This is a genomic window from Pseudomonas sp. SIMBA_041 (assembly GCF_046535095.1).
Taxonomy (GTDB): domain Bacteria; phylum Pseudomonadota; class Gammaproteobacteria; order Pseudomonadales; family Pseudomonadaceae; genus Aquipseudomonas; species Aquipseudomonas mucoides.
Genome location: NZ_JAWRXJ010000002.1, coordinates 289,985 through 313,931, shown reverse-complemented (window position 1 = coordinate 313,931; position 23,947 = coordinate 289,985). Strand labels below are relative to the sequence as shown.

The window sequence follows — 23,947 nt, the reverse complement described above, 5'->3', positions numbered from 1 at the left end:
CGTGGATCTCAAGGAAACCGACATTCTCGGTTCAAGCATCAATCAGCATTGGTATTACGCCTCCAAAGCGGCGGCGACCACACGGTTGCTCGGCAGCACTCCGATCAGGAAAATTCTCGATGTGGGCGCAGGCTCCGGGTTCTTTAGTCACCATCTGCTGAGTCATTCATCGGCCAGCGAAGCGTGGTGTGTGGACATCAGTTACGACGCCGACTCGGACGCCAGCACCGCTGGCAAACCGGTGCATTACCGGCGCGAAATCGATGCGGTGGACGCCGACCTGGTGTTGCTGATGGACGTGCTGGAGCATGTCGACGACGACGTCGGGTTGCTCAAGGCCTATGTCGACAAAGTCCCGTCCGGCAGCCGATTCCTGATGACGGTGCCGGCGTTCCGTTTTCTCTGGAGCGGGCATGATGAGTTTCTCGAGCACAAACGCCGCTACACCCTGGCGCAACTGGAAACCGTGGCCCGTGCGGCCGGCTTGACGGTGCAGCAGGGCACTTACTATTTCGGCCTGGTGTTCCCGATTGCCGCCACGTTGCGATTGCTGCCCAAAGGCGCGCAACCGTCGCCGCCACGTTCGCAACTCAAGCAGCATCACCCGCTGGTGAACACGCTGTTGAAGACCTTGTGCAACATCGAGTTGCCGTTCATGAAGGCCAATCGTCTGGCCGGGTTGACGGTGTTTGTGCTGGCGCAGAAACCGTGACGTCAACCGAAAAATCCGCCCTGATCAAGCGTGGCCTGCGCTTTGCCGTCACCGGGTTGTTCGTCACCGCCCTGCATGCATTGGTGGCCGTGCTGTTCATCAATTACGTGTCGCCGTTGCCACCATTGGCCAACGGCGTGGCGTTTGCCGTGGCGACCGTGGTGTCCTACGTGATCAATACCACCTGGAGTTTTTCCGCACGATTGCACGGCCGGACGCTGCTGCGTTTCATGATGGTGTCCGGCGCCGGTTTTCTGTTGGCGATGCTGGTGGCCTGGGCCGCGCAGATGGCCGGGCTGCATTACTTGCTGGGGATTGGCGCCGTGGCGCTGACGATTCCGGCCTTCACCTTTGTACTGCATAACTTCTGGACGTACCGATGAAGGATCTTGTTAAACGCCTGCCGCTCAATCTGCTGCCCGTATTGATCGGTGTTGTGGCTTTTTTCATCGTGGTTGGGCCGAGGGCGCTGAACCCGCAAAACATTGCATGGCTGGGGAACGGTGATCCGGCGACGCATTATCTGGGCTGGGTGTTTTTCCGTCAGTCGCCGTGGTCCTTTCCTGTCGGGCTCAATCCTTCCTACGGGCTGGAGTTGGGTAACGGCATCATTTTCTCTGATTCCAATCCGCTGCTGGCCCTCTTGTTCAAACCGTTTGCCTCGCTATTGCCGATGCCTTTCCAGTATTTCGGGCTGTGGTTCCTCGCCTGCTTCGTCTTGCAGGCCTGGTTCGCGTGGAAACTGCTGGGGCTGGTTTCTTCCCATGTGGGCGTACGTGCCGTGGGAACGGCGCTGTTTGTCTTCGCGCCACCGATGATCATGCGCATGCCGTTCCACTTGTCACTCGGTGGGCATTTTCTGGTCCTGGCTTCGTTGTATCTGGGGCTGCACCCGAATTTGCGCCGTCGACGCCTGGCCTGGGGCGCGTTGCTGGCGGCGGCCGCGTTGATCCATGCGTACTTTCTGGCGATGGTTGCCGTGATCTGGATCGCCGATCTCACGGCTGGTTATTTCAAGAAGAAGCTGACGCTGCAGGCCGCGGCCATCGAACTGATCGGGCTGTTTTCGCTGGTCAGTTTTTGTTGCTGGCAGGCGGGCTATTTTTCGGTGGGCGGCGGCGCGGTATCGGATGGTTTTGGCCTGTACGCCATGAACCTGCTGTCACTGATCGATCCGGGCAATTGGTCAGGGCAGTGGTCCTATGTCCTCAAGGATATGCCCGGTGTTCAGGGGTATGGCGACGGTGAAGGGTTTCTCTATCTGGGGCTTGGGCTGATCACACTGGGCATTTGTGCGCTGGCGGGGCTGCTTCAAGGCCAAACCGGTTTTGCTCGGCGATTGGGCCAGCGCCCCCTGTTACTGGTGGCGCTGGTGGGGCTGTGCCTGTTCTCGATCTCCAATCATGTTGCGCTCGGCTCACTGGAATGGACCTATCCGTTGCCGCAGTGGGTGATCTCGATCGCGAACATTTTCAGGGCGTCAGGGCGGATGTTCTGGCCGGTCTACTACGCGATTATCTTCGCCATCATTTTCCTGGTGATTCGCGCCAATACCCCGCGTACCGCCGTGAGTCTGTTGTCCCTGGCGTTGCTGATCCAGGTGCTCGATACCCACGCCGGCTGGATAGGCGTGCGCAAACAATTGATGGTTGAACCGGCGTCGAAGTGGGTGTCGCCCATGGTCGATCCGTTCTGGAACAGTGCTGCGGCCCATTACCGGAACATTCGCTGGATCGTTCCGCAGAATCTGTCCCCGAAGTGGATGTCGGTGGCTGATTTTGCCGGTGCCCATGGGCTGGCAACGAATGCCGTGTACCTCGGGCGGATGGACACGGCCAACTGGATCAAATCCGAGCAGGAGACGACGCGTGAAATGGCCTCGGGCAAGTATGCCGCCGACTCGTTGTACCTGCTTGATGAGCGGGCGTTGATCCAGGCGGTGAGAAACGTTGATACCCGAACGGACCTCTTCGCCAGGATTGACGGGTTCACAGTGCTGGCCCCGGGCTGGAAACAATGCAGCACGTGCCTGCAGCTGGCCTCGCAAATCAACCCGCTGGATCTTGTGCCCTCCGTCGAACCCGGACAAAAGACCCTGTTCAATTACGGCGGCAAGGGCGGGGCACTGCTCGCCAATGGATGGTCCGAGCCAGAACTCTGGGGCACCTGGTCGAAAAGTCCCGACGCCGAAGTCATGTTCCGGGTTCCGGCACCCGTGCATTCCTTGCGTCTGGAAGCCACGGCGTTCCTTCCGCCAGGGCATGCGCGGCAACGTGTCGTCATCAACATCAATGGCGTACCGGCCGTGAATACCCGGCTTGAGCAGGCTGATGGCAACATCATCGATGTGGCCCTTACGGCCGAGATGCAGCAACGGGTGTCGAGTCAGGGGGTGTTGATTGTGCAATTGCAGTTCGCCGATGCCGTCAGCCCGAAACAGTTCGGGATGGGGCCGGACGTTCGACCGCTTGCACTCGGGTTGAAAGCCTTGACCGTCAATTGATGGACAGCGCACGTAGACGCCTCCCTCGGGCCTTTCTACACTGCCTCATGTGTTGGGGACCGGGGGCAAGGAATGAATCGTAATGAGCTGCGCAAGGCGGACATCAACCTGATGGTGGTGTTCGAAACGTTGATGCTCGAGCGCAACGTGACGCGGGTGGCGGAGAAGCTGTTTCTCGGTCAGCCGACCATCAGCTCGGCGCTCAACCGCTTGCGGGCGATGTTCAACGATCCGCTGTTCATCCGTGTCGGCCACCGCATGGAACCGACGGCCCGCGCCGAGGAGTTGATTCAGTACCTGTCGCCGGCGCTGGATTCGTTGTCGGTGGCGTTGAGCCTGACCCACAGTTTCGACCCGGCCAGCAGCACCATGACGTTTCGCATCGGGCTGTCAGATGACGTCGAGTTCGGCCTGCTGCCTCCGTTGCTGCGCGCCTTGCGCCAGGAAGCGCCGAAGGTGGTGTTTGTGGTTCAGCACGTCGATTACTGGCGCATACCGGACTTGCTCGCGTCCGGCGACATCACGGTCGGCATCAGCCAGACCCGCGGCCTGCCGGCCAACGCCAAGCGCAAATTGTTGCGCCACATTCAGCCAAGCATCCTGCGCGCCGATGCGTCCGACACACCGCTGACGCTTGATGAATATTGCGCACGCCCTCATGTGCTGGTTTCCCACACGGCGAACGTCAGTGGTTACGCCGATGAGTGGCTGGCCGAGATTGGCCGGACGCGTCAGGTGGTCCTGTCCGTGCCGCAATACAGCTCGTTGCCGGCCTTGCTCGCGGGCACCGATCTGATTGCCAGCCTGCCGGATTACACGGCCGACGCCATGGCGGCTACCGGTTTGCTGTTCAAGGAACCGTTCCCGTTCAAGACCCCGACCCTGGACCTGTCGATGGTCTGGCTCAGCCATGTCGATACCGACCCCGCCGAACGCTGGTTGCGTTCGCGCCTGGAGGTGTTCATGAGTGAACGTCCACCCTTGCCGCTGCCCGAGTGAGTCAGACAGCGCTGTGTTATACGTAGGATCTTTCTGCCCACTATCTGGAGCCGCGTCATGCCTCACGTGCACATGGAATACACCGCCAACCTGCCTGGGCTGAACGCCGACGTGGCGTTGATCCGGCTCAATAATGCCTTGGTGGCGTCCGGTCAGTTTGCGGCAGAGTTCGACATCAAGAGTCGGGCACTGAAGGTGGAGAACTTCAAGGTCGGCACTGCGTTGAATGAACGGGCGTTTGTGCATGTGAAACTGGCGCTGTTGAGCGGTCGCTCACCGCAGATCAAACAGCAGCTGTCGGAAAGCCTGCTGGCGGTGGTCCAGGACCTGTGCGAATGGCCAACCGGTGTCGAAGTGCAGTTGTGCGTGGAAATCCTCGATATCGATCGCGAGTCCTACACCAAGACCGCCATCACCCCCTGAATTCAGGCCACCTGCTCGGCACAGACGTCAATCACCTGCTCGCGCAGCCAGGTGTTGGCACTGTCCTGATCGGCACTTTGACTCCACTGCATGTCCAGGGTGAAACCCGGCAGGCCATTGGGCGCTTCGCAATGATTGAAGATCACCTCGTTGGCGAGCAATTGCTGGATACGGCGGGGCAGGGTCAGGATGTAGTCGGTGCCAGTGATCATCTTCAGTGCCGCGCTGTAGCTGTTGGCTCGCGCGACAATCTGCCGCTTGTGCGCCTGTTGCGCCAGCCAGCCGTCGACCATGTTGGTGCTGGACGTCCATGGGGTTGGAAACACATGCCGGCGTTGCACAAAGGCTTGCAGGCTCAGCCGTGACTCCAGTGGCGTGGCGCGTTTGTCGAATACACAGACCAGATCATCTTCCAGTAACAGCCGGGATTTGAAGTCGGTGTGGCTGCGATGGAAATTCGGGCCGAAACAGATCACCAGGTCGAGGCGGCCATCGCGCAACTCGTCGACCGGGATGTCGGTTTCGAACTTGTGCATGTTGACCATCACCGGCAGGTCGGCGAAATCGAAGCGCTTGAGCAGACGCGGCAGAATCAACTGCTCGAAGTACTCCGGCGCGCAGATGTTGAACGTCACCGCTTGCAAGGTCGGGTCGAACGCTTGGGTGCTGGCGTGGCACAGGTTGATACTTTCGAGAATTTTCAGCACATGCGCGTACATGGTGCTGGCTTTGTAGGTGGGGCGCATGCCGGTGCGGGAGTTGATAAACAACTCGTCTTCAAAACTGGTCCGCAGCTTTTTCAGGCAGTAACTCACCGTGGACTGGCTGACACAAAGCGCCTCCGACACACCGGTGACGCTGCTTTGCTCGTACACGGCGACAAACACCATGAGGTCCTGCATGTCGAGCTTTCGAAGCAAGTTACTGTTCAGCATCCGTTCTGTCTCGCTGTGTTCCGTGCGCGATCAATGCGCAAACGTGTGCGAAAGATCCTAACGGAACGATGGTGCCAGGAGAATGCCTTGTAGGAAGTTTCTGCGCCGATCAGTCGATGTGTTGGTGGTAATGCCGCGGGTCGAAGCGCAGGACCATCAGGATCATCAACCCAACGACGCCTGTCAGCGCCCACCAGGCCCATTCGAAACTGCCCAGTTGGTCACGAATCATTCCGGCCATCAGCGGTGAAAGGCCGGCGATCAAGTACCCGATGCCTTGCACGAATGCCGTCAGGGCGCCGGCGCGTTGCGGGTCATCGAGGTGATCCAGCGATACAATCAGGCTCATCGGGAACAGCCCGCCGATGCCCAGCCCCAGCAGGCACGGCCAGAGCAGGCTCAGCTGTTGCGGGCAGAGAATCAGCCCGCAGAAGCCGACCATGATCAGCGCCAGCAACACCACCAGCACCAGTCGCCGGTCACGACTGCGATTGGCAATGGCAGGCGTCACCAGCCCGGACAACACTTCCATGGCCGTCAAAAAGCCCAGCAGCAACCCGGCGTGTTGCTCGCTCCAGCCTTGTTCCACGTAGTAAGGCGCGAGCCAGGCCAGCACACAGGTGTAGGACGCGGTGCCCAGACCGAAGAAGATGGCGAGTAACCAGGCGCGGGAATTGGCGAAAAAACTCGGCCGGCGGGTTGATTGCGTCGAGCGTGCCGTAGATTCGCCACGCAGGCCAGACCATAGCAGCAGGGCCATCACGGCCAGCGCCGCCCAGATCGCCAGGCCGAGGCGCCAGCTACCACTTTGGTTCATGACCAGCGGCGCAAACGAGGCTGCAATCGCCGCGCCGCCCATGATCGACGTGACATAAAGCCCCATGCACAGGGCGACGTTGTCACTGAACCGGGCCTTGATCAGCGCCGGCATCAGGGCCTGGATCAGCGCAATACCGACACCGGCCAGCACCGCACTGAGGATCAGTTCGACGGCCGAATCGAGAAACAGTCGCGACGCCGTGGCCACGCCAATGATCAACAGCGACAGCACCACCGTGCGCTGTTCGCCGAAGCGTTGGCTGACCCGCAAGCCAAAAAACATCGCCAGGCCCATGGCCATGACCGGCAGCATCGTCAGCAGCGAGGCCATGCTGAAACTCAGCGCAATGTCCGCGCGAATCGACGACAGCAAGGGCCCGACCGCCGCCATCGACGGACGCAGGTTAAGAGCGACGAGCATGATGCTGAACATCAGCCAAAGGGCAGGGCGGGTCGTCGCGCGAACGTTTTCCATCAAACGGGCCTTCAAAAACAAGGCCCCGATTAGGCACGCCAGGGCTGGCGGCCGCAAATCAGATAATCCGCAGCACTATTTAAAAATTAAATACCTCAGCCATCAGGGTGTTTGGAGATGATTGTTTAGTCCATCTGCAACCAAGGTTCTTTAAATCCCGATTTAAAGACCTGACCGCCCGTGTGACGCTGCCGCTCATCTGTCCTCTACGGTTTTACCTATGGGCGATTGTCCCGTCGCACTTCCCTCCGAGCTGGCCTTCTGGGCGCTGTGGCATTGCCGTCACGCACGCCCCCCGGATTCCTGTATTTCCCGTTGATTGTTCTGACAGGTCCCGCGCCATGCGCTGGATCACTTCGGCGACGCCTGCGCGTTTGCCTGACGCGGAAAAAGAGAATACCCATGAGTTGTGCCACGACCTCGTTCGCCTCCCCGCAAGAAGCCCTGACCTTTCTCGAACAGAACCCGGACATTGAAATGTTCGAGCTGTTCATCCTCGACAACAACGGTGTGCCACGGGGCAAGCTGCTGCATCGCGATGAACTGCTGGCGGTGTACGAGAGCGGTCGGCCGCTGCCGAGCACCATTCTGGGCCTGACCATCAATGGCGACGACGTGGAAAACTCCGGACTGGTCTGGGACGTCGGCGACATTGACTGCCGTGCCTACCCGATCAGCGGCAGCCTGACGCGCATGCCGTGGCGGTTGATTCCGACAGCGGCGGTGCAAGTCAGCATGCACCCCAAAGAAGGCATGCCGGCGACGATCGCCGATCCCCGGCACTTGTTGGCGAAAGTGATCGAAGGCCTGCAAGCCGACGGTTACTACCCGGTGATGGCGGCGGAGCTGGAGTTTTATCTGCTGGATCAGCAGCGCGACAGCAACGGGCGGCCGCAACCGGCGCGGGATGTCGATGGCGGGCGGCCGCGCACGACGCAAGTCTATGGCTTGCGTGAACTGGAGCAGATCGAACCGTTTCTGGCCGATCTCTACAGCGCCTGCAAGCTGCAAGGCATTCCGGCGCGCACGGCGATTTCCGAATACGCGCCGGGGCAGGTGGAAATTACCCTCGAACATCGCACCGATGCCCTACAGGCAATGGACGAAGCCGTGCGTTACAAACGATTGGTCAAGGGCGTGGCCCACAAGCACGGGATGACGGCCTGCTTCATGGCCAAACCCTTCGACGATCTGGCGGGCACGGGGATGCACATGCATGTCAGCCTCGCTGACAGAGAGGGCAACAACCTGTTCGCCAGCGAAGCCCCGGACGGCACGCCGTTGCTCAGGCAAGCGGTCGGCGGCATGCTCAGTACCTTGCTCGATTCTTTGCTGTTGTTCTGCCCGAATGCCAACTCCTACCGGCGATTCCAGACCAACAGCTATGCGCCCCTGGCGGCGACTTGGGGCGTGGATAACCGCACGGTGAGTCTGCGCGTGCCTGGCGGGCCGGCGTTTTCCCGGCACATCGAACACCGTATTTGCGGCGCTGATGCCAACCCGTACCTGGCCGCCGCGGCGATACTGGCTGGTATCCATCGCGGTATTCGCGAACAACTCGACCCGGGTGCGCCGGTGGAAGGCAACGGGTACGCCCAGGCCACGGAGCTGTTACCGACCGATTGGCTGACCACGTTGCGCGCGCTGGAAGGCTCGACCTGGGCGCGTGAAGCGTTCGGACAACCTTTTCTGGGCGTCTACCTGGCCGTTAAGCGCGCCGAGTATCGACAGTTTATGGGCGAGGTCGGCGAGCAGGACTGGCGCTGGTACCTGAACCAGGCCTGAACCATTCTCAATTATTCATAACGTTGGTCGCAGGTTTAATAAGCCAACTATTCGTTGGCTTCTTTTTCACAAAAAATTGATGGTTGGCTGCTTAACATTAGTGTTGTCACGGTCAATGAAATTTTCACATTTGCCGTAGGCACTTCTTTTCAGGAACAGCCGATCACCATGTTGAAGATTAAAGCCGTGCGCCCGGAATGGGTGACACTGATTGCCAGCGCCTTTTTGTTAACTGCCTTCAATTTTGTGTTGTGGCAGCACCTGTTTGAAATCACCGCAGCCGACGGTAAAGGCATCGTCGTGCGCGTGGCATTCGGGGCGATGATTCTGGCGGCTTTCAACATTGTACTGACCTTTCTGGCGTTCAAGCGTGTGCTCAAGCCGGTCCTGACGCTGATCTTCATGATCAGCGCCGGGGTGGCCTACTTCATGAGCCAATACGGTGTACTGATTGACACCGGCATGTTGCGTAACTTTGCACAAACCAATGCGACGGAAGTAAGAGACTTGCTCTCGTTGAAGTTGATGGCGTATATCCTGTTCCTGGGTGTTTTGCCGTCGTTGTTATTATGGAAAACACCGATCAGTTATCGTCGCTGGCACCACGAGTTATTAAGCAAGGTGTTGGTAAGTGTTGTGTCCGCTGTCGTTATAGGTGGCGTGGCCCTGATTAACTATCAGGGCTTGTCTTCTTTGTTCCGTAATCACCATGAGTTGCGCCTGATGGTTGTGCCGAGCAACTACATTGGTGCCTCCGCTGGTTACTTGCGTGAACAGGTTGCGTCTGCCCATCAACCCTTTGTCAAAATCGGCGAAGACGCGCAGAAGAACCCGGTCTGGCAATCCCATGGCCGCAAATCCCTGACCGTACTGGTGGTGGGCGAAAGCGCCCGGGCCGAGAACTTCGGCATCCTGGGCTATGGCCGCGACACCACCCCGAAGCTGAGTAAAGAAGCCGGCCTGATTTCGTTTACCGATGTGCATTCCTGCGGCACCGAAACCGCCGTGTCCGTGCCGTGCATGTTCTCCAACATGGGCCGCAAGGACTACAACGCCAGCAAGGCGAAGAATGAAGAGGGCCTGCTCGATGTGCTTAAACGGGCCGGCCTGGACGTGATCTGGCGTGACAACCAGTCGGGCTGCAAAGGCACGTGCGACCGGGTCACCATCGACGACGTAAGCAACCTGAAAGACCCGGTGCTGTGCGCCAACAGCGAATGCCGCGACGAAATCCTGCTGCAAGGTTTGCAACATTTCATCGACACACTCGATAAAGACACCGTGTTGGTCTTGCATCAAATGGGCAGCCATGGCCCTGAATACTTCAAGCGTTACCCGAAAGAGTTCGAGCATTTCACGCCGGTTTGTGAAAGTAACGCGCTGAACAATTGCAGTCGCGAAAGTATCGTTAATGGTTACGACAACACGTTGGTGTACACCGACCACGTGCTGTCGACCCTGATCGATCTGTTGCGCAAGAACCAGGAGAAAGTGGATACCGCGATGCTGTACCTGTCCGACCACGGCGAATCTTTGGGTGAATACAATCTGTTCCTGCACGGCACGCCTTACATGCTGGCGCCGGAGCAACAGAAACACGTGGCCATGCTGGCGTGGTTCTCCGACAGTTATCAGAAGTCGTTCTCGGTAAACACACATTGCCTGCAACTGAGTCGCGACAAGCCATTGAGCCAGGACAACCTGTTTCATTCGATGCTGGGGCTGCTGGAAGTCAACAGCAAGGTCTACAACCAGGATCTGGATATGTTTGCCGGCTGTCGCGGTGCGGTGGTCGACGGCGTGTTGGCCAAGGATTGAACGCTTCAACTTTTTCAGACACTGGCCGCTAACTTGCGGTCGCTAGAGTCATCATCAAGGGTCAATTGCACATGTCTGCGCAACCCACATCCGCCATCGAGCTTGAGTTCGCCCGGCGCTACGATCAGGAACACGCCCGCGTCTGCCGTCAGCCGCAACCGCGTAGCCTGATGGGGCGCCTGGCGTTCTGGCGCGAGGAAAACCTGGTGCGCAATGCGCTCAAGGTGGCGGGCGAGCCGGGGTTGATCCTTGACGTGGCCTGCGGTGCCGGGCGCTTCTGGCCGGTGCTGGCCGAGCACGCAAACCGCGTGATCCTCGCGTCGGACCCGTCCCAGGACATGCTTAACCATGCGCAGACTCACCATCCGCAAAGCCTGCTCAAGCGGATCAAGACCTTTCAGAGCTCAGCGTTCAGCCTGGGCTTGTCCGTCAATGCGGTGGACTGCATTTTTTGCATGCAACTGTTTCAGCACATCACCTGCGCCGAACATCGGATGGTCATGCTCCAGGAATTCCACCGGGTCAGTCGCGATACGGTAATTGTGGCGGCTCGGATCGACGGCTATTTTAATCTGCGCCGACCAGAGACGGAGGCCGTTAACGCCCCGCAGCCGGTCAGCAAGGCCGAGATTGAAGCGGACTTCAAGCAAGCCGGTTTCCGGGTGCTGAGCCATCAGGACGTCCTGCCGGGCTGCACGTGGATGCGGGTCTACGTACTCAGTAAGACCAGTTAGTCTCCGCTTGTCAGACATTTATTGCTGTCGGGCAGGTCTTTTCGCTAAAGCTCTTGTTCAGTGATGCGCGGAAATCGCCGGGGGCGATATATACTGCGCGCCATTCTTCAAGGGAGAGCCGTGTGGCCATCGATATTCACTGGATTCGCGACAACGATAGCCTCGGTCAGTTTTGCGCCGAGTGGCAGCAACTGCCATTCGTTGCCCTCGACACCGAATTCATGCGGGTCGACACCTTTTACCCGATTGCAGGCCTGCTGCAGATCGGCGATGGCGTACGCGCTTACCTGATAGACCCACTGACCATCGACAACTGGAAGCCCTTGGCCGCGTTGCTGGAAAACCCGGCGGTGGTCAAAGTCGTGCATGCGTGCAGTGAAGACCTCGAGGTCTTGCTGCGCCTGACCGGCAGCCTGCCGGCGCCGCTGTTCGATACGCAACTGGCGGCCGCCTACCTGAACCTGGGTTTCTCCATGGGTTACTCGCGATTGGTGCAAGAGGTGCTCGGCATCGACCTGCCCAAGGGCGAAACCCGCTCCGACTGGTTGCAACGTCCGCTGTCCGACACCCAGATCAGCTACGCCGCCGAAGATGCTCTGCACTTGGCGGAGGTTTTCGTACAGCTTCGTCCGAAGCTGTCTGAGGACAAATACAACTGGGTCCTGGACGACGGCGCTGAGCTGGTGGCCAACCTGCGCCGCGAGGTCGACCCGTACGAGGTTTATCGCGATGCCAAGCTGGCCTGGAAACTGTCCCGCGCCCAACTCGCCGTGTTGCGTGAACTGTGCGCCTGGCGTGAGCGCGAGGCCCGTGCCCGTGACTTGCCGCGCAACCGCATTGTCCGTGAGCACTCCCTGTGGCCGCTGGCGCGGACTCAGCCGGACAACCTCGGCGCGCTGGCGAAAATCGAAGACATGCACCCGCGCACCGTGCGTCAGGATGGCGAGTTTCTGCTGGATCTGATCAAGCGCGCCGGCAGTGTGTCGCCCGATCAATGGCCGCCTGCTGTGCCGGAGCCGCTGCCGGTGGATGCCGCCGTGCTGGTCAAACAGCTGCGCGCCATTGGTCAGGCCGAAGCCGAACGCTTGAACATCGCGCCGGAACTGATGCTGCGCAAGAAAACCCTGGAAGCGCTGCTCAAGAGCGGCTTCCCCAATGGTCCATACCAATTGCCTGATTCGCTGCGTGGCTGGCGCCGCGAATTGATGGGCCAGGCATTGCTCGACAGCCTGGCCACCGCCGGAGAACAGCCTTGAAACGTATTTGCTCGATCTACCGAAGCCTGAAAAAAAACGAGATGTACCTCTATGTGCTCAAAAGCGATGCACTGGAGCGCGTCCCGGAATCATTGATGGCCGCCTTCGGCAAACCGCACCACGCGTTCGATCTGGTGCTGACCCCCGAGCGCAAGCTGTCGCGCGAGGACATCACGGTGGTCCTGGAAAACCTCGAAAAGCAGGGCTACCACCTGCAAATGCCACCGGCCGAAGACGAATACATCGAACACTTGCCGGAAGAGTTGCTGCGCCGCAACGACCCGATGTAAGCGGCAGACAGGCTCTGTTCAGCGTCTGTGTGAAACACTGGAATGATTTTTGGCGATGACCGCGACGAGGGAACCATACTCGCTCGGCGGTCGTCTGCACGGCTTTTGAAAGGTTTGAAACATGCGCGTTCTGATTGCTGAACACGACCACCCGGTATATGCACAATTGCTGCGTCAGGCGGCACCTGAGCTGGAAGTGCTCACCAGTGGCGACTCCGCTGAACTGGCCCGTCTGGCGGCTGATTGCCCGGTCTGGCTGGGTCAACCGGATCTGCTGGCCACCCTGTTGCGTCAGGGTCATGAGCCGCAATGGCTGCAATCGACCTGGGCGGGCATCACGCCGCTGCTGGTCGACGGCTTGCCCCGTCACTATCGCCTGACCCGCGCGGTCGGCATTTTTGGCCAGGTCATGGCCGAATACGTGCTGACCTACATGCTCGGCCACGAACGCGAAGTGCTGGCGCGGCTGGTCAGTCAGGTCGAGCGCAAATGGGACAGCCGCCAGGGCCAAAGCCTGGCGGGGCGCAAAGTGTTGATCGTCGGCACCGGCGACATCGGCCAGACCGTGGCGAAGTTTCTGCTGCCGTTTGGCGTCGAGTTGTACGGCATTGCCAGCGAAGCTCGCGAGCAGGCACCGTTTATCGAAGTCGGCGCGCTGGCGGATTTGCCGCGTCTGGTCGGCGAAGTGGATTACGTGATCAATCTGCTGCCCAATACCCCGAACACCCACGACCTGTACGACGCGACACTGTTCAAGCAATTCAAGCCGACCGGGTTGTTCATCAACGTCGGTCGCGGTGTGGCGGTGGTCGATGCCGATCTGGTCGAAGCCTTGAAAGAAGGGCATCTGGCGGGCGCGGTAATTGATGTCTGCCGTCAGGAGCCGCTGCCGCAACGTCATCCGTTCTGGACGGCCTGGGGCTTGCTGCTGACCGGTCACAGCTCGGCACCGACCTCGCCATCGATGATGGTGAATTTGTTTGTCGAGAACCTGCGGGCGTACGAGGCGGGTGAAGCGCTGCGCGGAGAAGTGGATTTCGAGCGCGGCTACTGAGTTCACCCTCAATCAAATGTGGGAGCGAGCAAGCTCGCTCCCACATCGGTTTTGCGGTGTTGTTAGAGGGTGAAGTCGCCTTCAGCGGCCAGTTCGCTCAACGGGCGACGCGGGCTCGGCTCTTCGCGCGCTTGCAGGTAATCCGCCAGCGTCGCCTTATCCCCCAGTTTGCCCACCGCCACGGCGGCGTGCAGTGCATAACCTTGCGGAATGTTCAGTTCCTTGCGGGTCAGCTCCTGATCAAAACCGGCCATGCCGTGGGTGTGCCAGCCGCTGAGGCTCGCTTGCAACGCCAGGTGCCCCCACGCCGAACCCGTGTCGAAGGTGTGCCACAGCGCCGGGGTTTCTTCAGTCGCGCCCGGTGCGATGAAGGTGGTTTTCGAAATCACGATCACCAGCGCCGAGGCGTGTTGTGCCCAGCTGCGGTTGAATTCGTTCAGCAGCCCCAGGTAACGCTCCCAGTTTGCCGTGTCGCGACGCGCGTAGAGAAACCGCCAAGGCTGCGAGTTGTAGGCCGACGGTGCCCACCGCGCAGCTTCGAAGAAACTCAGCAGGGTCTCTTCAGGAATCGCTTCGCCGGTGAACGCGCGGGGCGACCAGCGATCGGTGAATTGCGGGTGAATGGCATAGTCGGCAACGCGTGGATTGGCACTCATCAAGAGATTCCTTGCTACGTTTGAAGTGAGGGAGCGACGCAAAACCCTACTGGGCGGCGCAAAAACTGACAAGTCCGTTCTACCGGCAGTCGCCAATGCTTGGCCCGCAAGGGCCTTGGCACTAGACTGGCGGCCTTTTCACCACCTGATGTTGATGCTTGAGCCATGGCCGCCAAAGTCGAACCGTTCTGGATACGCAAAACCCTCGATCAACTCGATCAAGAGGAATGGGAGTCGCTGTGCGACGGCTGCGGCCTGTGCTGCCTGCAAAAACTCGAAGATGAAGACGACAACAGCGTCTATTACACGCGCATCGCCTGCAAACTTCTGGACCTGAAAACCTGCCAGTGCACCGATTACCCCAACCGGCGTGATTTCGTCCCGGACTGCATCCAGCTCACGCCGGGCAAGGCCGACGAGTTCAAATGGCTGCCACCGACCTGCGGCTATCGCCTGGTCAGTGAAGGGAAGGACTTGCCGCTCTGGCACCATCTGGTGTGCGGCGACCGCGATGCGGTGCACCACCAACGAATTTCACAATCCGGGCGCATGCTCGCCGAAAGCAGCGTGCCTGAAGATGACTGGGAAGATCACCTGATATTCCGCGCGGGTTAATGGCTGACAGATTCAGCTTCACTAAGGAGTGTGTATGGCTGTGGGATGGCGGCTGGCGTTGGCAGTCGGGCTAGTGGCCCTGAGTTCGCCCGTGTGGGCGGCGAAGAAAGTCGATCTGGATTACCACGTGCGCCTGTTGCCGCAAAGCGATCAGGCGGAAGTACGCCTGACACTGGCGCAGGGTTCGGCGGTGCGCAGCCTGGATTTTGACCTGGGCGACGGCAGCCACTACAGCGACTTCAAGGCCGACGGCCAATGGCAACTCACGCCGGGCAAAGCCGCACGGGGTGTCTGGCATCCTGCCGCCGACAAGGCCAGCCTGACCTACCGCGTGCGTATCAGCCACGGGCGCAAAAACGGCAGTTTCGATACGCGCATGACACCGACCTGGGCGTTGATGCGTGGTGATGACCTGGTGCCCGCCGCCAGACTCGATCAACAGGACGGCATCGAGTTGGTTTCGCGCCTTGAGTTCGAGTTGCCGACCGGCTGGAAAAGCGTCGAAACCGCCTGGCCGCGAATCGGCAAGAATAAATTTCGCATCGACAACGTGTCCCGATTGTTCGACCGGCCCACCGGCTGGATGCTCGCCGGTCATCTCGGCAGCCGTCGCACCCGATTGGGCGAAACCGAAGTCACCGTCACTTCGCCTCAGGGCCAGGGCATGCGCCGCATGGACGTGCTGACGCTTTTGACCTTCGTCTGGCCGCAAGTGCAAGCTGTGTTTCCGCGTCATCCAGGCAAACTGCTGATTGTCGGCGCCAACGACCCGATGTGGCGCGGTAGCCAGGCCGCGCACGAGTCGATCTACTTGAATACACGTCTTGCGCTGGTCAGCGAAAACGGCAGCAGCGCGCTGGTGCGTGAACTGGCGCAGGTGTTCGCACGGATCAACGACAAACAGCGCAGCGAATGGATCAGCGAAGGGTTTGCCGAGTACTACTCCATCGAACTGGTGCGCCGCGCCGGCGGCATGAGCGATGAACGGTATGAAAGCCTGCATGGCAAATTGGTCAAGGACAGCCAGAAGGTCACGACCGTGCGTGGCGACCAGATCAGTCCGGCGCAAGTGTCGAAAGCGGTGGTGATGCTACAGGAACTGGATCGCGAAATTCGCTTGAAGACGCGTAACAAGCGATCGCTGGATGATGTGTTGCGCGGGGCGATGCATCTGGAGAGTGTCGATACCAAGGAGTTTGTTCAGCTCGCCGAGAGCGTCATTGGCGAGCCTTCCAAAGTTCTCGATACCGAGTTGCTCCAATGATACCTCCATCGCGAGCAGGCTCACTCCTACAGGATTTTGTGTACACCACAAATCAACTGTAGGCGTGAGCCTGCTCGCGATGAGGCCCTAAGCCTCAATACTTTTTCTGGATCAAACCCCTGTCTTCGGCGACTTCAACGAATCATTCCCCGTCACCGTAGCCGTCTTGGTCGCCGCCTCGGCATTTGCCTTCAACGTGCGCAATTCTTCCCCGGCCCGCTCAATTTTCGCCCGCACGTTGTCCATGTCCTGGCGGCTCTTCTCGATCATGCTTTTGACCGAACTGTGCCCGGTGATCCCGCGGGCCAGCACCACACCGCCGATCGCCACTTGAATCAAGCCGAAAATCCCGCCGCGACGCAGGCCCTTGCCCATCATCACTACGCCACCGGCCACGGAGCCTGCGCGCTCCCAACCGTAAACGTTGTGCTCGGAACGGCTCTGGAACGGGGTGGATTCAATGCGTTCTACGCGTTTGAGTTCGCTCATGATCTTTCTCCTGGCAGGAAGGGCTGCGTCGTCGTGGATAGTTAAGCTGACTGCCGAGGCGGGCGGCTTGTTCCATCGGATGTGCGTCGAATCAGCGAAATTTCGCCCCGGAACGGGTGTTGAGCCCTTTGGACATGCGGTCGTAAAGCACGACGTTGACGGTGGCCGCCAGGTTCATGCAACCGGTGGTCGGGATGTAGACCACGTCTTCGCACCAATCGCGAATCTCTTTATCCAGCGAGCCGTCTTCCGGGCCGAAGATGTAGAGGGCGCGATCGGGGTGGGTGTATTCCGGCAGGGAGCGCGCACCTTCGACCAGTTCCACGGCCACCGGCACGCAGCCCAGCGGCAGGATTTTTTTCAGGTCGTCGATGCCGATCAGCGGGATGTCGTAGTGGACGCGCTTGGTGTCGGTCACGAAGTCGGCGGCGCGTTCATAACGCTTGCCGGTGTAGAACACGGACGCCACGCCATAGCAGCCGGCGGCACGCATGACCGAACCGACGTTTTCCGGTGATTTGGGGTTATACAAACCAATGCAGCTGTACCGTTTATCTGCCACGAGCGGGGTGCCTTCGGGGAAAAAACGGCGATTATACGGGGATTGGGGGAGGGGTGTTCAGTGATCATTCCCACGCTCCGCGTGGCAATGCCTCAACGGACGCTCTGCGTTCGGCTCTAGATGGGACGCAGAGCGTCCCGGGCTGCATTCCCACGCAGTGCGTGGGAATGATCAGGCATGGGGTCAGTCGACTTCAGTCTTCTTTTTTCATCAACCCAGCCAACGCCGCAAACGGGTTATGCGTTGCCTTGGCGATTTTCGGCGTGCTCAGTGAGCCTTCGCCGAAATACTGCTGGTCGGTATATCGCGAGTGTTCATTGTCGTGGCAGTACAGGCACAACAGTTCCCAGTTCGAGCCGTCTTGCGGGTTGTTGTCGTGGTTGTGGTCGCGGTGGTGCACGGTCAGTTCGCTCAGGCGCTTGCCGGAAAACTCACGGGCGCAGCGGCCGCACACGTGCGGGTACATCTTCAGGGCCTTGTCGCGGTAGCCCATTTCCTTGTCGCGCTGGTTGTCGGCGAGGATGCGGTCCAGCTTCGAAGTATTGGTCGGGGTGGACGAACTCATGGGTTCACCTTTGTAAAAAAGACTAATGACGGTTATGACGTGAGTTTAGCTCAGCCCTTGAGCTTCTCGGCAATCCAGATGGTGTGACGCGTGCCCTTGTTGCCATGGGCAAAGACCTGGACTTCCTCGGCCTTGAAACCGGCCTTCTTCAATTTGTCGGAAAACTGCTTGTCGGCGCTGGCCGACCACACCGCCAGTACGCCTTTGGGCCGCAGGGCCTTGGCGCAGGCACTCAGGCCACCGGCGGAATAGAGCCAGCTATTGGCTCGTTGGGTCAGGCCTTCGGGGCCGTTGTCGACGTCGAGCATGATCGCATCGAAGCCTTGCGGCTCGGCTTGCAATACCTTGGCCACGTCTTCCATGCGGATCACGGTGCGCGGGTCGAGCAACGGGTTGCCGGCCTTCTCGCCCAGTGGACCTCGGTTCCACTCCACCACACCCGGCACCAGCTCGGCGACCACCACTTCGGCCGTCTTGCCCAAATGCTTGAGCGCCGAGGCGAGGGTAAAGCCCATGCCCAGACCGCCGATCAGCACGCGAGAATTCGGCCGGCCGGCGACTTTGCGACACGGAATCTCGGCCAACGCATCTTCGGAGCCGTGCATGCGGGTGTTCATCAGTTGCCCGCCGTCGCCACCCTGGATCTTGATGACGAAATCCTCACCGTATTCGAACAGGCACAGGGCACCGCCGTTTTCAGGGATAGGGGCAGTGTCGAGCAGAACGAAACGTTTCATGGGGCTCTCTTGAGAAGGATTGGCAAAAACGGTGAGGGCAAACGGACGCTGTTGGGAGTAGCCTGAAAGTGACCACAAGGCCAACGGAGCCATTGATGAAGCGCACTATTCTAACGGCCATTGCTCTGGCCGCGCTCTCGATTACTGCTGTGCAGGCGCAAACGCTGCAATCCATCCCTGTCAGCCCCGCGCCCATGCCCGGTTCGCCCGGCACCGCCACACCGACCCCGTACCCGCAGATCACTGCGCCGTCCTTGCCAAAAGCCGGGCCGGGCAGTGGTGGTCCGCCGTTGGTGCCGATTGAAATGCCCAGCCCGCCGACTAAAGACCAGCCCGTGCCGAGGATCGAGCAAAACCCGTCGAAAGCCAAATCGCCGGGCGGTTAAACCTGCTGCTCAAGCAGTTGCCCGTCGGCCATGCGCAAGCGTTTGGAAAGGGAGACGGCGAGGGCGCGAATGATCTTGGCGGCGATTTTCGGCGCGTCGTTGATCATCTTTTCCAGCGAGTCCTTGCCCAGGTTCAGCAACTGACAGTTGCTGGCGGCCACGCAGCTGGCTGAGCGTCGTTCGCCATCCAGCACGGCCATCTCGCCGAACGAGCGGCCGCTGCGCAATGTGGCCATGGTTACCAGCTGCCCGTCACCGTTGGTTTTTTGCACCGCCACCTGGCCGGTGTGAATGATGCACATGAAACTGCCGGCATCGCCCTCGTGGAAAATCTCCTCGCCCTGCGCCACGGTGCTGATGCTGAAGTAACCCGAGGCCGCCGCGAAGTCGGCGGGCAGCAATTGGTCGAACAGGCCGCAGTCCATCAGCCAATCGCGAATTTCGTTGTTCAGTAAGGTCGGTTCTGACATGTCGTCACGGTCTTTTTCTTGTGTCTGTTGCTGGTCAGGGTCCTGAGCTCTCCACTAATCCTTGTAGGAGCCGAGCTTGCTCGCGATGAGGCCATCAAATTCAACATCAATATTGAATGTGATGCCCCGATCGCGGGCAGGTCGAATCGTCGCACCGCCGGCTCCTACGGGAGATAGGTGTTGTACCGGGCCCGGGGTCTGGTCTTAAGACCGGCACACCGGGCCAAGTTCCTCAGGCCATGCCCAAAACCTTGAACAAAAATGCGTATTCGAGCGCTACGTCACGCAATCCCTGATATCGACCGCTCATCCCGCCATGCCCGGCACCCAGTTCGGTCTTGAGCAGAAGGGTATTGCTGTCGGTTTTGGTCGCGCGCAATTTCGCCACCCACTTGGCCGCTTCCCAGTACTGCACACGGCTGTCGTTGTAGCCGGCGATCACCAGGGTCGCCGGATAGGCTTGCGCGGTGACGTTTTCGTAGGGGGCGTAGGTCTTGATCCGATCATAAACGTCCGGCTCTTGCGGATTGCCCCATTCGTCGTATTCCGTGACGGTCAGCGGCAGGTCTGGGTCGAGCATGGTGTTGAGCACGTCGACGAACGGCACTTCGGCAATCGCCGCGCCGAACAATTCCGGGCGCTGATTGAGCACAGCGCCAATCAGCAAGCCACCGGCACTGCCGCCGCTGATCGCCAGTTGCGGCGCGGTGGTGAAGCCGTTGGCGATCAAATGCTCAGCACAGGCAATGAAGTCGCTGAAGGTGTTGTGCTTGTGCTCCTGCTTGCCGGCGCGATACCACGCCTCGCCCAATTCACCACCGCCGCGCACATGCGCGATGGCGAAGGCCATGCCGCGATCCAGCAGGCTCAGGCGGGCGTGGGAGAACCACGGGTCGAGGCTTTCGCCGTAGGCGCCGTAGCCGTAGAGATACAACGGCACGGGTTGGCCCTGGTGCTCGCGTTTGACCACCAGGCTGATCGGCACTTGTGTCCCGTCCGGCGCGGTGGCCCACAGGCGCTGGCTGACGTAGGCATCGGCGTCGAACGGGCCGAGCACCGGGGTTTCCTTGAGCACTTTCTGCTCACCGTTGTTCAGTTCCAGCTGACGGATTTGCGCCGGACGGTTCAGGGCTTCGTAGCGCAGACGGATCCTGTCGCTGACGAACTCCAGACTGTTCTGGACATGCAGGCTGTAGGCCGCGTCCGGCAATTGCACGCGATAAGGCGCCAGGCCTTGTGGGTGGACTTCAATGATCGGCAAGCCACCTTCACGCAGGCTCAGGGTCATGGCGCCGGTGTTCAGGCTCATGCCTTCGATCATCACGCTGTCGCTGTGGGGGATCAGGTTCTGCCAGTCGGCTTCGGTCGGCGCCACGCCGGTATCGACCGCGCTGTACAGGGCAAAGTTGATGCCGTCGCGGTTGGTGCGAATGAACCAGGCCCATTGGCCGTCGAGGGCGCCGTGGTCGACGTCGTATTCATGGTCCTCGACCCGTGGCGCCAGGCAGGTGAAGGCCTGATGCGGCAGGGCGGCGTCTAGCGCCCAGACTTCACTGGTGGTCTTGCTGCCCAGGGACAGCAGCAGTTGCAGTTCGGAGCTGGAGCGGTAGCAATGCAGGAAGAAGCGTCCGTCCGTTTCATGGAACACTTCTTCGGCGGCTGTACCGTCCAGTCGATAGCGGAACAGTTTGTGCGGGCGATGGGTGTCGTCCAGTTCGCCGAAAAACAGGGTCAGGCTGTCATTGGCCCAGGTCATGCTGCCGTCACAATCCTGGAACTCCAGCTCGCTGACTCGACCGTCGGACAGTTCCTTCACGAACAGCGTGTAAATCTCATCGCCCGTGGAGTCGATGCTGTAGGCCAGGCGTTGGTGGTCCGGGCTGATGCTGAACGCGCCCAGGGAAAAGAAGCCGCCGTTGGCCAGTTCGTTCGGGTCCAGCAGCAACTGTTCCTGGCTTTCGTCGAGTTGCAGGCTGTCATCAGCCGGGCGTGGGCAGCGGTAGTGCCGGGCATATTCGTCACCGGCGGTGGTCCGCGTGTAATACAGGTACGGGCCCCAAGGGGAGGGCAGCGACAGGTCGGTTTCGAGAATCCGGCCCTTGATCTCTTCGAACAGGGTTTCGCGCAGGCCGGCCTGATCGGCGGTCAACGCCTCTTGATAGCTGTTTTCAGCCTTGAGGTAGTCGAGCACCGCATCGGTGTCGCGCTCCTGCAGCCAGGCATACGGGTCATCGCCCTCGGCCTTGCGGGCAATCGGAGCAGCGGAAACGTTGGCGGATAAGGGCATGGATGGCTCTCGTGCAATGTAAGAAATAGGGGCGTTGCAGACCACAGTCAGCTCTGGACTCAGTGCAAAACCTGTGGAAGCGAGCTTGCTCGCGATGAGGCCATTACATTCAACATCAGTGTTGAACGACACACCGCTATCGCGAGCAAGCTCGCTCCCACAGGTTGGGTGTCTTGACCGGCTGGTATTGGGGCAAGCCTGATCTGCGAAAAGTCGTTACTATAAGCGCCTCTTTGCCTGCCTTGCCATGGACACCATGACCGAGAACGACTATCTGATCGCTTGGGGCTGCTACGCCTTTGCCGCTTTTGGCTGCCTGTTGGTGTGGATGCGCTTGACCCGCTGGATGTGGCGCTGGCTGCGCGAGCCGCTGCGGCTGCTGGTGGCTGTCTTGCTATTCAGCCCGACCATCATCGATCCAGTGAAAGATAAAGTCGCGCCGGCTATCGCCATCACGGCGCTCGACCTGTTGTTCAAGGTTGGCAACAACGCCTGGCGAGCGATTTCCGATCTGTTGATGTACGGCATGATCGCCTTCGGCCTTTATCTGGTCATGGTGGCGATCCGCTTCCCCATCGAGCGCGCTTCCAACGCTCGCAAGGAACAGGCCGCCGCCGCCAAGGCCGCGGCCAAAGCCGAAGACCCGGACGATGATCATCCCTTCGGCGGTGCCGGCGATGATCGTTATGGTCGCCCACCGGTGCCGAGCAATCCGCAGCGATTGCGCGTCGAGCCGCGTTTATAACCTTGCCCCTGCCTTTTCATCGAGAATCCGAGCATGTGTGAGTTATTGGGCATGAGCGCCAATGTGCCGACCGATATCGTGTTCAGTTTCACCGGGCTGATGCAGCGCGGCGGTCGTACCGGTCCGCACCGTGATGGCTGGGGGATCGCTTTCTACGAGGGCCGTGGCCTGCGTCTGTTTCAGGACCCGGCCGCCAGTTGCGAGTCGGAAGTCGCGAACCTGGTGCAGCGCTATCCGATCAAAAGTGAAGTGGTGATCGGGCACATCCGCCAGGCCAATGTCGGCAAGGTCTGCCTGTCCAATACCCACCCGTTCGTGCGCGAGCTGTGGGGGCGCAACTGGTGTTTCGCCCACAATGGCCAGCTCGCGGACTTTCAACCGACCGCCAGTTTCTACCGTCCCGTCGGCGACACCGACAGCGAGGCGGCGTTCTGCGATCTGCTCAACCGCGTGCGCGCCGCGTTCCCGGAGCCGGTCGAGATTGAACGGCTGCTGCCAGACCTGGTGGCGGCCTGCGCCGAATACCGTAGCAAAGGCGTGTTCAACTGCCTGCTCAGCGACGGTGACTGGCTGTTCTGTTATTGCTCGACCAAATTGGCCCAAATCACCCGTCGGGCGCCATTCGGCCCGGCACGATTGAAGGATGTCGATGTGATCGTCGACTTCCAGGCCGAAACCACGCCCAACGACGTGGTGACGGTGATCGCGACTGAACCCCTGACCGAAAACGAAACCTGGACCCGTTACGAACCGGGCCAATGGAGCCTCTGGCGACGCGGCGAATGCGTCAGCCAGGGCAAGACCGAATAAGGATCTCCCCCGATGTTGCTCAGTTACCTACGGCTGGTGTTGTTTGCGGCGGGCCTGTTGATTGGTGTCCAGGTGCCGGGTTTTATCAATGATTACGCCAAGCGGGTCGAGGCGCACCTGATTGAGGCGCAGACCGGTTTGAGCGGTTTCCAGGGCACGGCCAACGAGTTCTTCAAGGGCGACATGCAGGCGCTGGTCGCCCATTACCGCGCCAGCGAAGACCCGATCTTTCGCAGCGATGCCGACAGTCTGAGCAACTTGCTGACCCGCCAACTGGCGTTGGACAAGCAATTCCAGGCGATGCAAGGCCCGTGGTACATCCGCTTCCTGCAAGTGGTACTGGCTGCTGACCCGGATATCCGCAAGGAAACCTGGAATGGTTACAGCTACCAGATCCTGCTGACCCCGGAAGCGATGATCTGGGGCATGAGCGGCGCATTGCTGCTGTCGTTCGGGATCGAATGCCTGTTCCGCTTGATCGACTGGGTGGTGCTGGGCGGCAAACGCCTGCGCCAGAGCCGGCCGATCGAAGACCGGGATGTGCGCGGCCTCTAATAA

26 protein-coding genes are annotated in these 23,947 nt (G+C 60.0%); 17 read left to right on the top strand and 9 right to left on the bottom strand.

The annotated features are described in order from the left end of the window. The first annotated feature begins 1 nt into the window (after position 1). The 5 genes from SB725_RS05140 (at position 2) to SB725_RS05120 (ending at position 4,637) form a co-directional block, all read left to right on the top strand. Positions 2-712 (top strand): class I SAM-dependent methyltransferase, encoded by a 711-nt coding sequence (locus SB725_RS05140; protein WP_027925886.1) that lies wholly within the window; start codon positions 2-4, stop codon positions 710-712. Continuing rightward, complete coding sequence (locus SB725_RS05135; protein ID WP_027925885.1) at positions 709-1,095, top strand: GtrA family protein; 387 nt, start codon at positions 709-711, stop codon at positions 1,093-1,095. The genes SB725_RS05140 and SB725_RS05135 overlap by 4 nt, the downstream gene beginning before the upstream one ends. Further along, entirely contained in the window at positions 1,092-3,215 is a 2,124-nt protein-coding gene (locus SB725_RS05130) for a DUF6311 domain-containing protein (protein ID WP_410921397.1), read from the top strand. Before SB725_RS05135 ends, SB725_RS05130 begins: the two co-directional genes overlap by 4 nt. 72 nt (positions 3,216-3,287) lie before the next feature. Further along, a complete protein-coding gene (locus tag SB725_RS05125; RefSeq protein ID WP_410921396.1) occupies positions 3,288-4,214 on the top strand; it encodes a LysR substrate-binding domain-containing protein in 927 nt (308 codons plus the stop codon). A gap of 57 nt (positions 4,215-4,271) precedes the next feature. Further along, the gene (locus SB725_RS05120) at positions 4,272-4,637 is read left to right on the top strand and encodes a 5-carboxymethyl-2-hydroxymuconate Delta-isomerase (protein ID WP_059181442.1); all 366 of its coding nucleotides are present in this window, start codon (positions 4,272-4,274) and stop codon (positions 4,635-4,637) included. A 2-nt stretch (positions 4,638-4,639) separates the two neighbouring features. Here the strand turns inward: SB725_RS05120 and SB725_RS05115 are convergent, their stop codons facing one another. Together SB725_RS05115 and SB725_RS05110 are read right to left on the bottom strand one after the other, a co-directional pair. Further along, positions 4,640-5,572 carry a LysR substrate-binding domain-containing protein gene (locus tag SB725_RS05115; protein ID WP_410921395.1) on the bottom strand — a complete coding sequence of 311 codons (933 nt, stop codon included), beginning with the start codon at positions 5,570-5,572 and terminating at the stop codon, positions 4,640-4,642. 109 nt (positions 5,573-5,681) lie between these two features. Next, on the bottom strand, positions 5,682-6,866 hold the full coding sequence (locus SB725_RS05110; protein ID WP_410921394.1) for a cyanate transporter: 1,185 nt from the start codon (positions 6,864-6,866) through the stop codon (positions 5,682-5,684). Positions 6,867-7,268: 402 nt separating this feature from the next. Here SB725_RS05110 and SB725_RS05105 point away from each other — a divergent pair, with 402 nt between their 5' ends. The 6 genes from SB725_RS05105 (at position 7,269) to SB725_RS05080 (ending at position 13,803) form a co-directional block, all read left to right on the top strand. Further along, positions 7,269-8,651, top strand: coding sequence for a glutamine synthetase family protein (locus tag SB725_RS05105; protein ID WP_027925879.1), 1,383 nt, complete (start codon positions 7,269-7,271; stop codon positions 8,649-8,651). Between the two features lie 168 nt (positions 8,652-8,819). Next, complete coding sequence (locus tag SB725_RS05100; RefSeq protein ID WP_059181439.1) at positions 8,820-10,469, top strand: phosphoethanolamine transferase; 1,650 nt, start codon at positions 8,820-8,822, stop codon at positions 10,467-10,469. 71 nt (positions 10,470-10,540) lie between these two features. Continuing rightward, positions 10,541-11,203 carry a class I SAM-dependent methyltransferase gene (locus tag SB725_RS05095; RefSeq protein WP_410921393.1) on the top strand — a complete coding sequence of 221 codons (663 nt, stop codon included), beginning with the start codon at positions 10,541-10,543 and terminating at the stop codon, positions 11,201-11,203. A gap of 122 nt (positions 11,204-11,325) precedes the next feature. After that, positions 11,326-12,459 (top strand): ribonuclease D, encoded by a 1,134-nt coding sequence (gene rnd / locus SB725_RS05090; RefSeq protein ID WP_027925876.1) that lies wholly within the window; start codon positions 11,326-11,328, stop codon positions 12,457-12,459. Next, positions 12,456-12,749, top strand: a complete 294-nt coding sequence (locus SB725_RS05085; protein WP_007898694.1) for a YcgL domain-containing protein — start codon at positions 12,456-12,458, stop codon at positions 12,747-12,749. The genes rnd and SB725_RS05085 overlap by 4 nt, the downstream gene beginning before the upstream one ends. 121 nt (positions 12,750-12,870) lie before the next feature. Beyond that, the gene (locus tag SB725_RS05080; protein WP_027925875.1) at positions 12,871-13,803 is read left to right on the top strand and encodes a D-2-hydroxyacid dehydrogenase; all 933 of its coding nucleotides are present in this window, start codon (positions 12,871-12,873) and stop codon (positions 13,801-13,803) included. Positions 13,804-13,865: 62 nt separating this feature from the next. Here SB725_RS05080 and SB725_RS05075 read toward each other — a convergent pair whose 3' ends face one another. Continuing rightward, the gene (locus SB725_RS05075) at positions 13,866-14,459 is read right to left on the bottom strand and encodes a nitroreductase family protein (RefSeq protein ID WP_027925874.1); all 594 of its coding nucleotides are present in this window, start codon (positions 14,457-14,459) and stop codon (positions 13,866-13,868) included. A 165-nt stretch (positions 14,460-14,624) separates the two neighbouring features. Here SB725_RS05075 and SB725_RS05070 point away from each other — a divergent pair, with 165 nt between their 5' ends. Beyond that, positions 14,625-15,074, top strand: a complete 450-nt coding sequence (locus SB725_RS05070) for a YcgN family cysteine cluster protein (protein ID WP_410921392.1) — start codon at positions 14,625-14,627, stop codon at positions 15,072-15,074. 34 nt (positions 15,075-15,108) lie between these two features. Next, positions 15,109-16,338, top strand: a complete 1,230-nt coding sequence (locus tag SB725_RS05065) for a hypothetical protein (protein ID WP_027925872.1) — start codon at positions 15,109-15,111, stop codon at positions 16,336-16,338. A gap of 111 nt (positions 16,339-16,449) precedes the next feature. Here the strand turns inward: SB725_RS05065 and SB725_RS05060 are convergent, their stop codons facing one another. The 4 genes from SB725_RS05060 to SB725_RS05045 form a co-directional block, all read right to left on the bottom strand. Continuing rightward, positions 16,450-16,827, bottom strand: a complete 378-nt coding sequence (locus SB725_RS05060; protein WP_027925871.1) for a DUF2892 domain-containing protein — start codon at positions 16,825-16,827, stop codon at positions 16,450-16,452. A 91-nt stretch (positions 16,828-16,918) separates the two neighbouring features. Then, the gene (locus SB725_RS05055) at positions 16,919-17,389 is read right to left on the bottom strand and encodes an RNA methyltransferase (RefSeq protein WP_008153126.1); all 471 of its coding nucleotides are present in this window, start codon (positions 17,387-17,389) and stop codon (positions 16,919-16,921) included. A gap of 193 nt (positions 17,390-17,582) precedes the next feature. Then, positions 17,583-17,954, bottom strand: coding sequence for a YajD family HNH nuclease (locus SB725_RS05050; RefSeq protein ID WP_007944009.1), 372 nt, complete (start codon positions 17,952-17,954; stop codon positions 17,583-17,585). Positions 17,955-18,004: 50 nt separating this feature from the next. Further along, positions 18,005-18,691 carry a spermidine synthase gene (locus tag SB725_RS05045; protein WP_027925870.1) on the bottom strand — a complete coding sequence of 229 codons (687 nt, stop codon included), beginning with the start codon at positions 18,689-18,691 and terminating at the stop codon, positions 18,005-18,007. Between the two features lie 95 nt (positions 18,692-18,786). Here SB725_RS05045 and SB725_RS05040 point away from each other — a divergent pair, with 95 nt between their 5' ends. Further along, on the top strand, positions 18,787-19,077 hold the full coding sequence (locus tag SB725_RS05040; protein ID WP_027925869.1) for a hypothetical protein: 291 nt from the start codon (positions 18,787-18,789) through the stop codon (positions 19,075-19,077). Here SB725_RS05040 and SB725_RS05035 read toward each other — a convergent pair. Continuing rightward, the gene (locus SB725_RS05035; RefSeq protein ID WP_027925868.1) at positions 19,074-19,547 is read right to left on the bottom strand and encodes a cyclic nucleotide-binding domain-containing protein; all 474 of its coding nucleotides are present in this window, start codon (positions 19,545-19,547) and stop codon (positions 19,074-19,076) included. The two genes, SB725_RS05040 and SB725_RS05035, sit on opposite strands and share 4 nt — an antisense overlap. A 232-nt stretch (positions 19,548-19,779) precedes the next feature. Then, complete coding sequence (locus tag SB725_RS05030; protein WP_027925867.1) at positions 19,780-21,834, bottom strand: S9 family peptidase; 2,055 nt, start codon at positions 21,832-21,834, stop codon at positions 19,780-19,782. Positions 21,835-22,081: 247 nt separating this feature from the next. Between SB725_RS05030 and SB725_RS05025 the strand changes: the two genes are divergently transcribed. From SB725_RS05025 to SB725_RS05015, 3 genes are read left to right on the top strand one after another with little or no spacing between them, the layout of a single operon-like run. Beyond that, positions 22,082-22,579 carry a hypothetical protein gene (locus SB725_RS05025; protein ID WP_027925866.1) on the top strand — a complete coding sequence of 166 codons (498 nt, stop codon included), beginning with the start codon at positions 22,082-22,084 and terminating at the stop codon, positions 22,577-22,579. 33 nt (positions 22,580-22,612) lie between these two features. Next, entirely contained in the window at positions 22,613-23,389 is a 777-nt protein-coding gene (locus tag SB725_RS05020) for a class II glutamine amidotransferase (protein ID WP_027925865.1), read from the top strand. Positions 23,390-23,401: 12 nt separating this feature from the next. Next, positions 23,402-23,944: a DUF2937 family protein gene (locus tag SB725_RS05015; protein ID WP_027925864.1), complete on the top strand. Its 543-nt coding sequence runs from the start codon at positions 23,402-23,404 to the stop codon at positions 23,942-23,944. Positions 23,945-23,947 lie beyond the last annotated feature (3 nt).

What these genes read in the sequence shown, in the direction of transcription:
- SB725_RS05130 (WP_410921397.1), top strand. Translation starts at nt 1,092, where the DNA reads ATGAAGGATCTTGTTAAACGCCTGCCGCTCAATCTGCTGCCCGTATTG.
- SB725_RS05125 (WP_410921396.1), top strand. Translation starts at nt 3,288, where the DNA reads ATGAATCGTAATGAGCTGCGCAAGGCGGACATCAACCTGATGGTGGTG.
- SB725_RS05120 (WP_059181442.1), top strand. Translation starts at nt 4,272, where the DNA reads ATGCCTCACGTGCACATGGAATACACCGCCAACCTGCCTGGGCTGAAC.
- SB725_RS05115 (WP_410921395.1), bottom strand. Translation starts at nt 5,572, where the DNA reads ATGCTGAACAGTAACTTGCTTCGAAAGCTCGACATGCAGGACCTCATG.
- SB725_RS05110 (WP_410921394.1), bottom strand. Translation starts at nt 6,866, where the DNA reads ATGGAAAACGTTCGCGCGACGACCCGCCCTGCCCTTTGGCTGATGTTC.
- SB725_RS05105 (WP_027925879.1), top strand. Translation starts at nt 7,269, where the DNA reads ATGAGTTGTGCCACGACCTCGTTCGCCTCCCCGCAAGAAGCCCTGACC.
- SB725_RS05100 (WP_059181439.1), top strand. Translation starts at nt 8,820, where the DNA reads ATGTTGAAGATTAAAGCCGTGCGCCCGGAATGGGTGACACTGATTGCC.
- SB725_RS05095 (WP_410921393.1), top strand. Translation starts at nt 10,541, where the DNA reads ATGTCTGCGCAACCCACATCCGCCATCGAGCTTGAGTTCGCCCGGCGC.
- SB725_RS05080 (WP_027925875.1), top strand. Translation starts at nt 12,871, where the DNA reads ATGCGCGTTCTGATTGCTGAACACGACCACCCGGTATATGCACAATTG.
- SB725_RS05075 (WP_027925874.1), bottom strand. Translation starts at nt 14,459, where the DNA reads ATGAGTGCCAATCCACGCGTTGCCGACTATGCCATTCACCCGCAATTC.
- SB725_RS05070 (WP_410921392.1), top strand. Translation starts at nt 14,625, where the DNA reads ATGGCCGCCAAAGTCGAACCGTTCTGGATACGCAAAACCCTCGATCAA.
- SB725_RS05065 (WP_027925872.1), top strand. Translation starts at nt 15,109, where the DNA reads ATGGCTGTGGGATGGCGGCTGGCGTTGGCAGTCGGGCTAGTGGCCCTG.
- SB725_RS05060 (WP_027925871.1), bottom strand. Translation starts at nt 16,827, where the DNA reads ATGAGCGAACTCAAACGCGTAGAACGCATTGAATCCACCCCGTTCCAG.
- SB725_RS05050 (WP_007944009.1), bottom strand. Translation starts at nt 17,954, where the DNA reads ATGAGTTCGTCCACCCCGACCAATACTTCGAAGCTGGACCGCATCCTC.
- SB725_RS05045 (WP_027925870.1), bottom strand. Translation starts at nt 18,691, where the DNA reads ATGAAACGTTTCGTTCTGCTCGACACTGCCCCTATCCCTGAAAACGGC.
- SB725_RS05040 (WP_027925869.1), top strand. Translation starts at nt 18,787, where the DNA reads ATGAAGCGCACTATTCTAACGGCCATTGCTCTGGCCGCGCTCTCGATT.
- SB725_RS05035 (WP_027925868.1), bottom strand. Translation starts at nt 19,547, where the DNA reads ATGTCAGAACCGACCTTACTGAACAACGAAATTCGCGATTGGCTGATG.
- SB725_RS05030 (WP_027925867.1), bottom strand. Translation starts at nt 21,834, where the DNA reads ATGCCCTTATCCGCCAACGTTTCCGCTGCTCCGATTGCCCGCAAGGCC.
- SB725_RS05025 (WP_027925866.1), top strand. Translation starts at nt 22,082, where the DNA reads ATGGACACCATGACCGAGAACGACTATCTGATCGCTTGGGGCTGCTAC.
- SB725_RS05020 (WP_027925865.1), top strand. Translation starts at nt 22,613, where the DNA reads ATGTGTGAGTTATTGGGCATGAGCGCCAATGTGCCGACCGATATCGTG.
- SB725_RS05015 (WP_027925864.1), top strand. Translation starts at nt 23,402, where the DNA reads ATGTTGCTCAGTTACCTACGGCTGGTGTTGTTTGCGGCGGGCCTGTTG.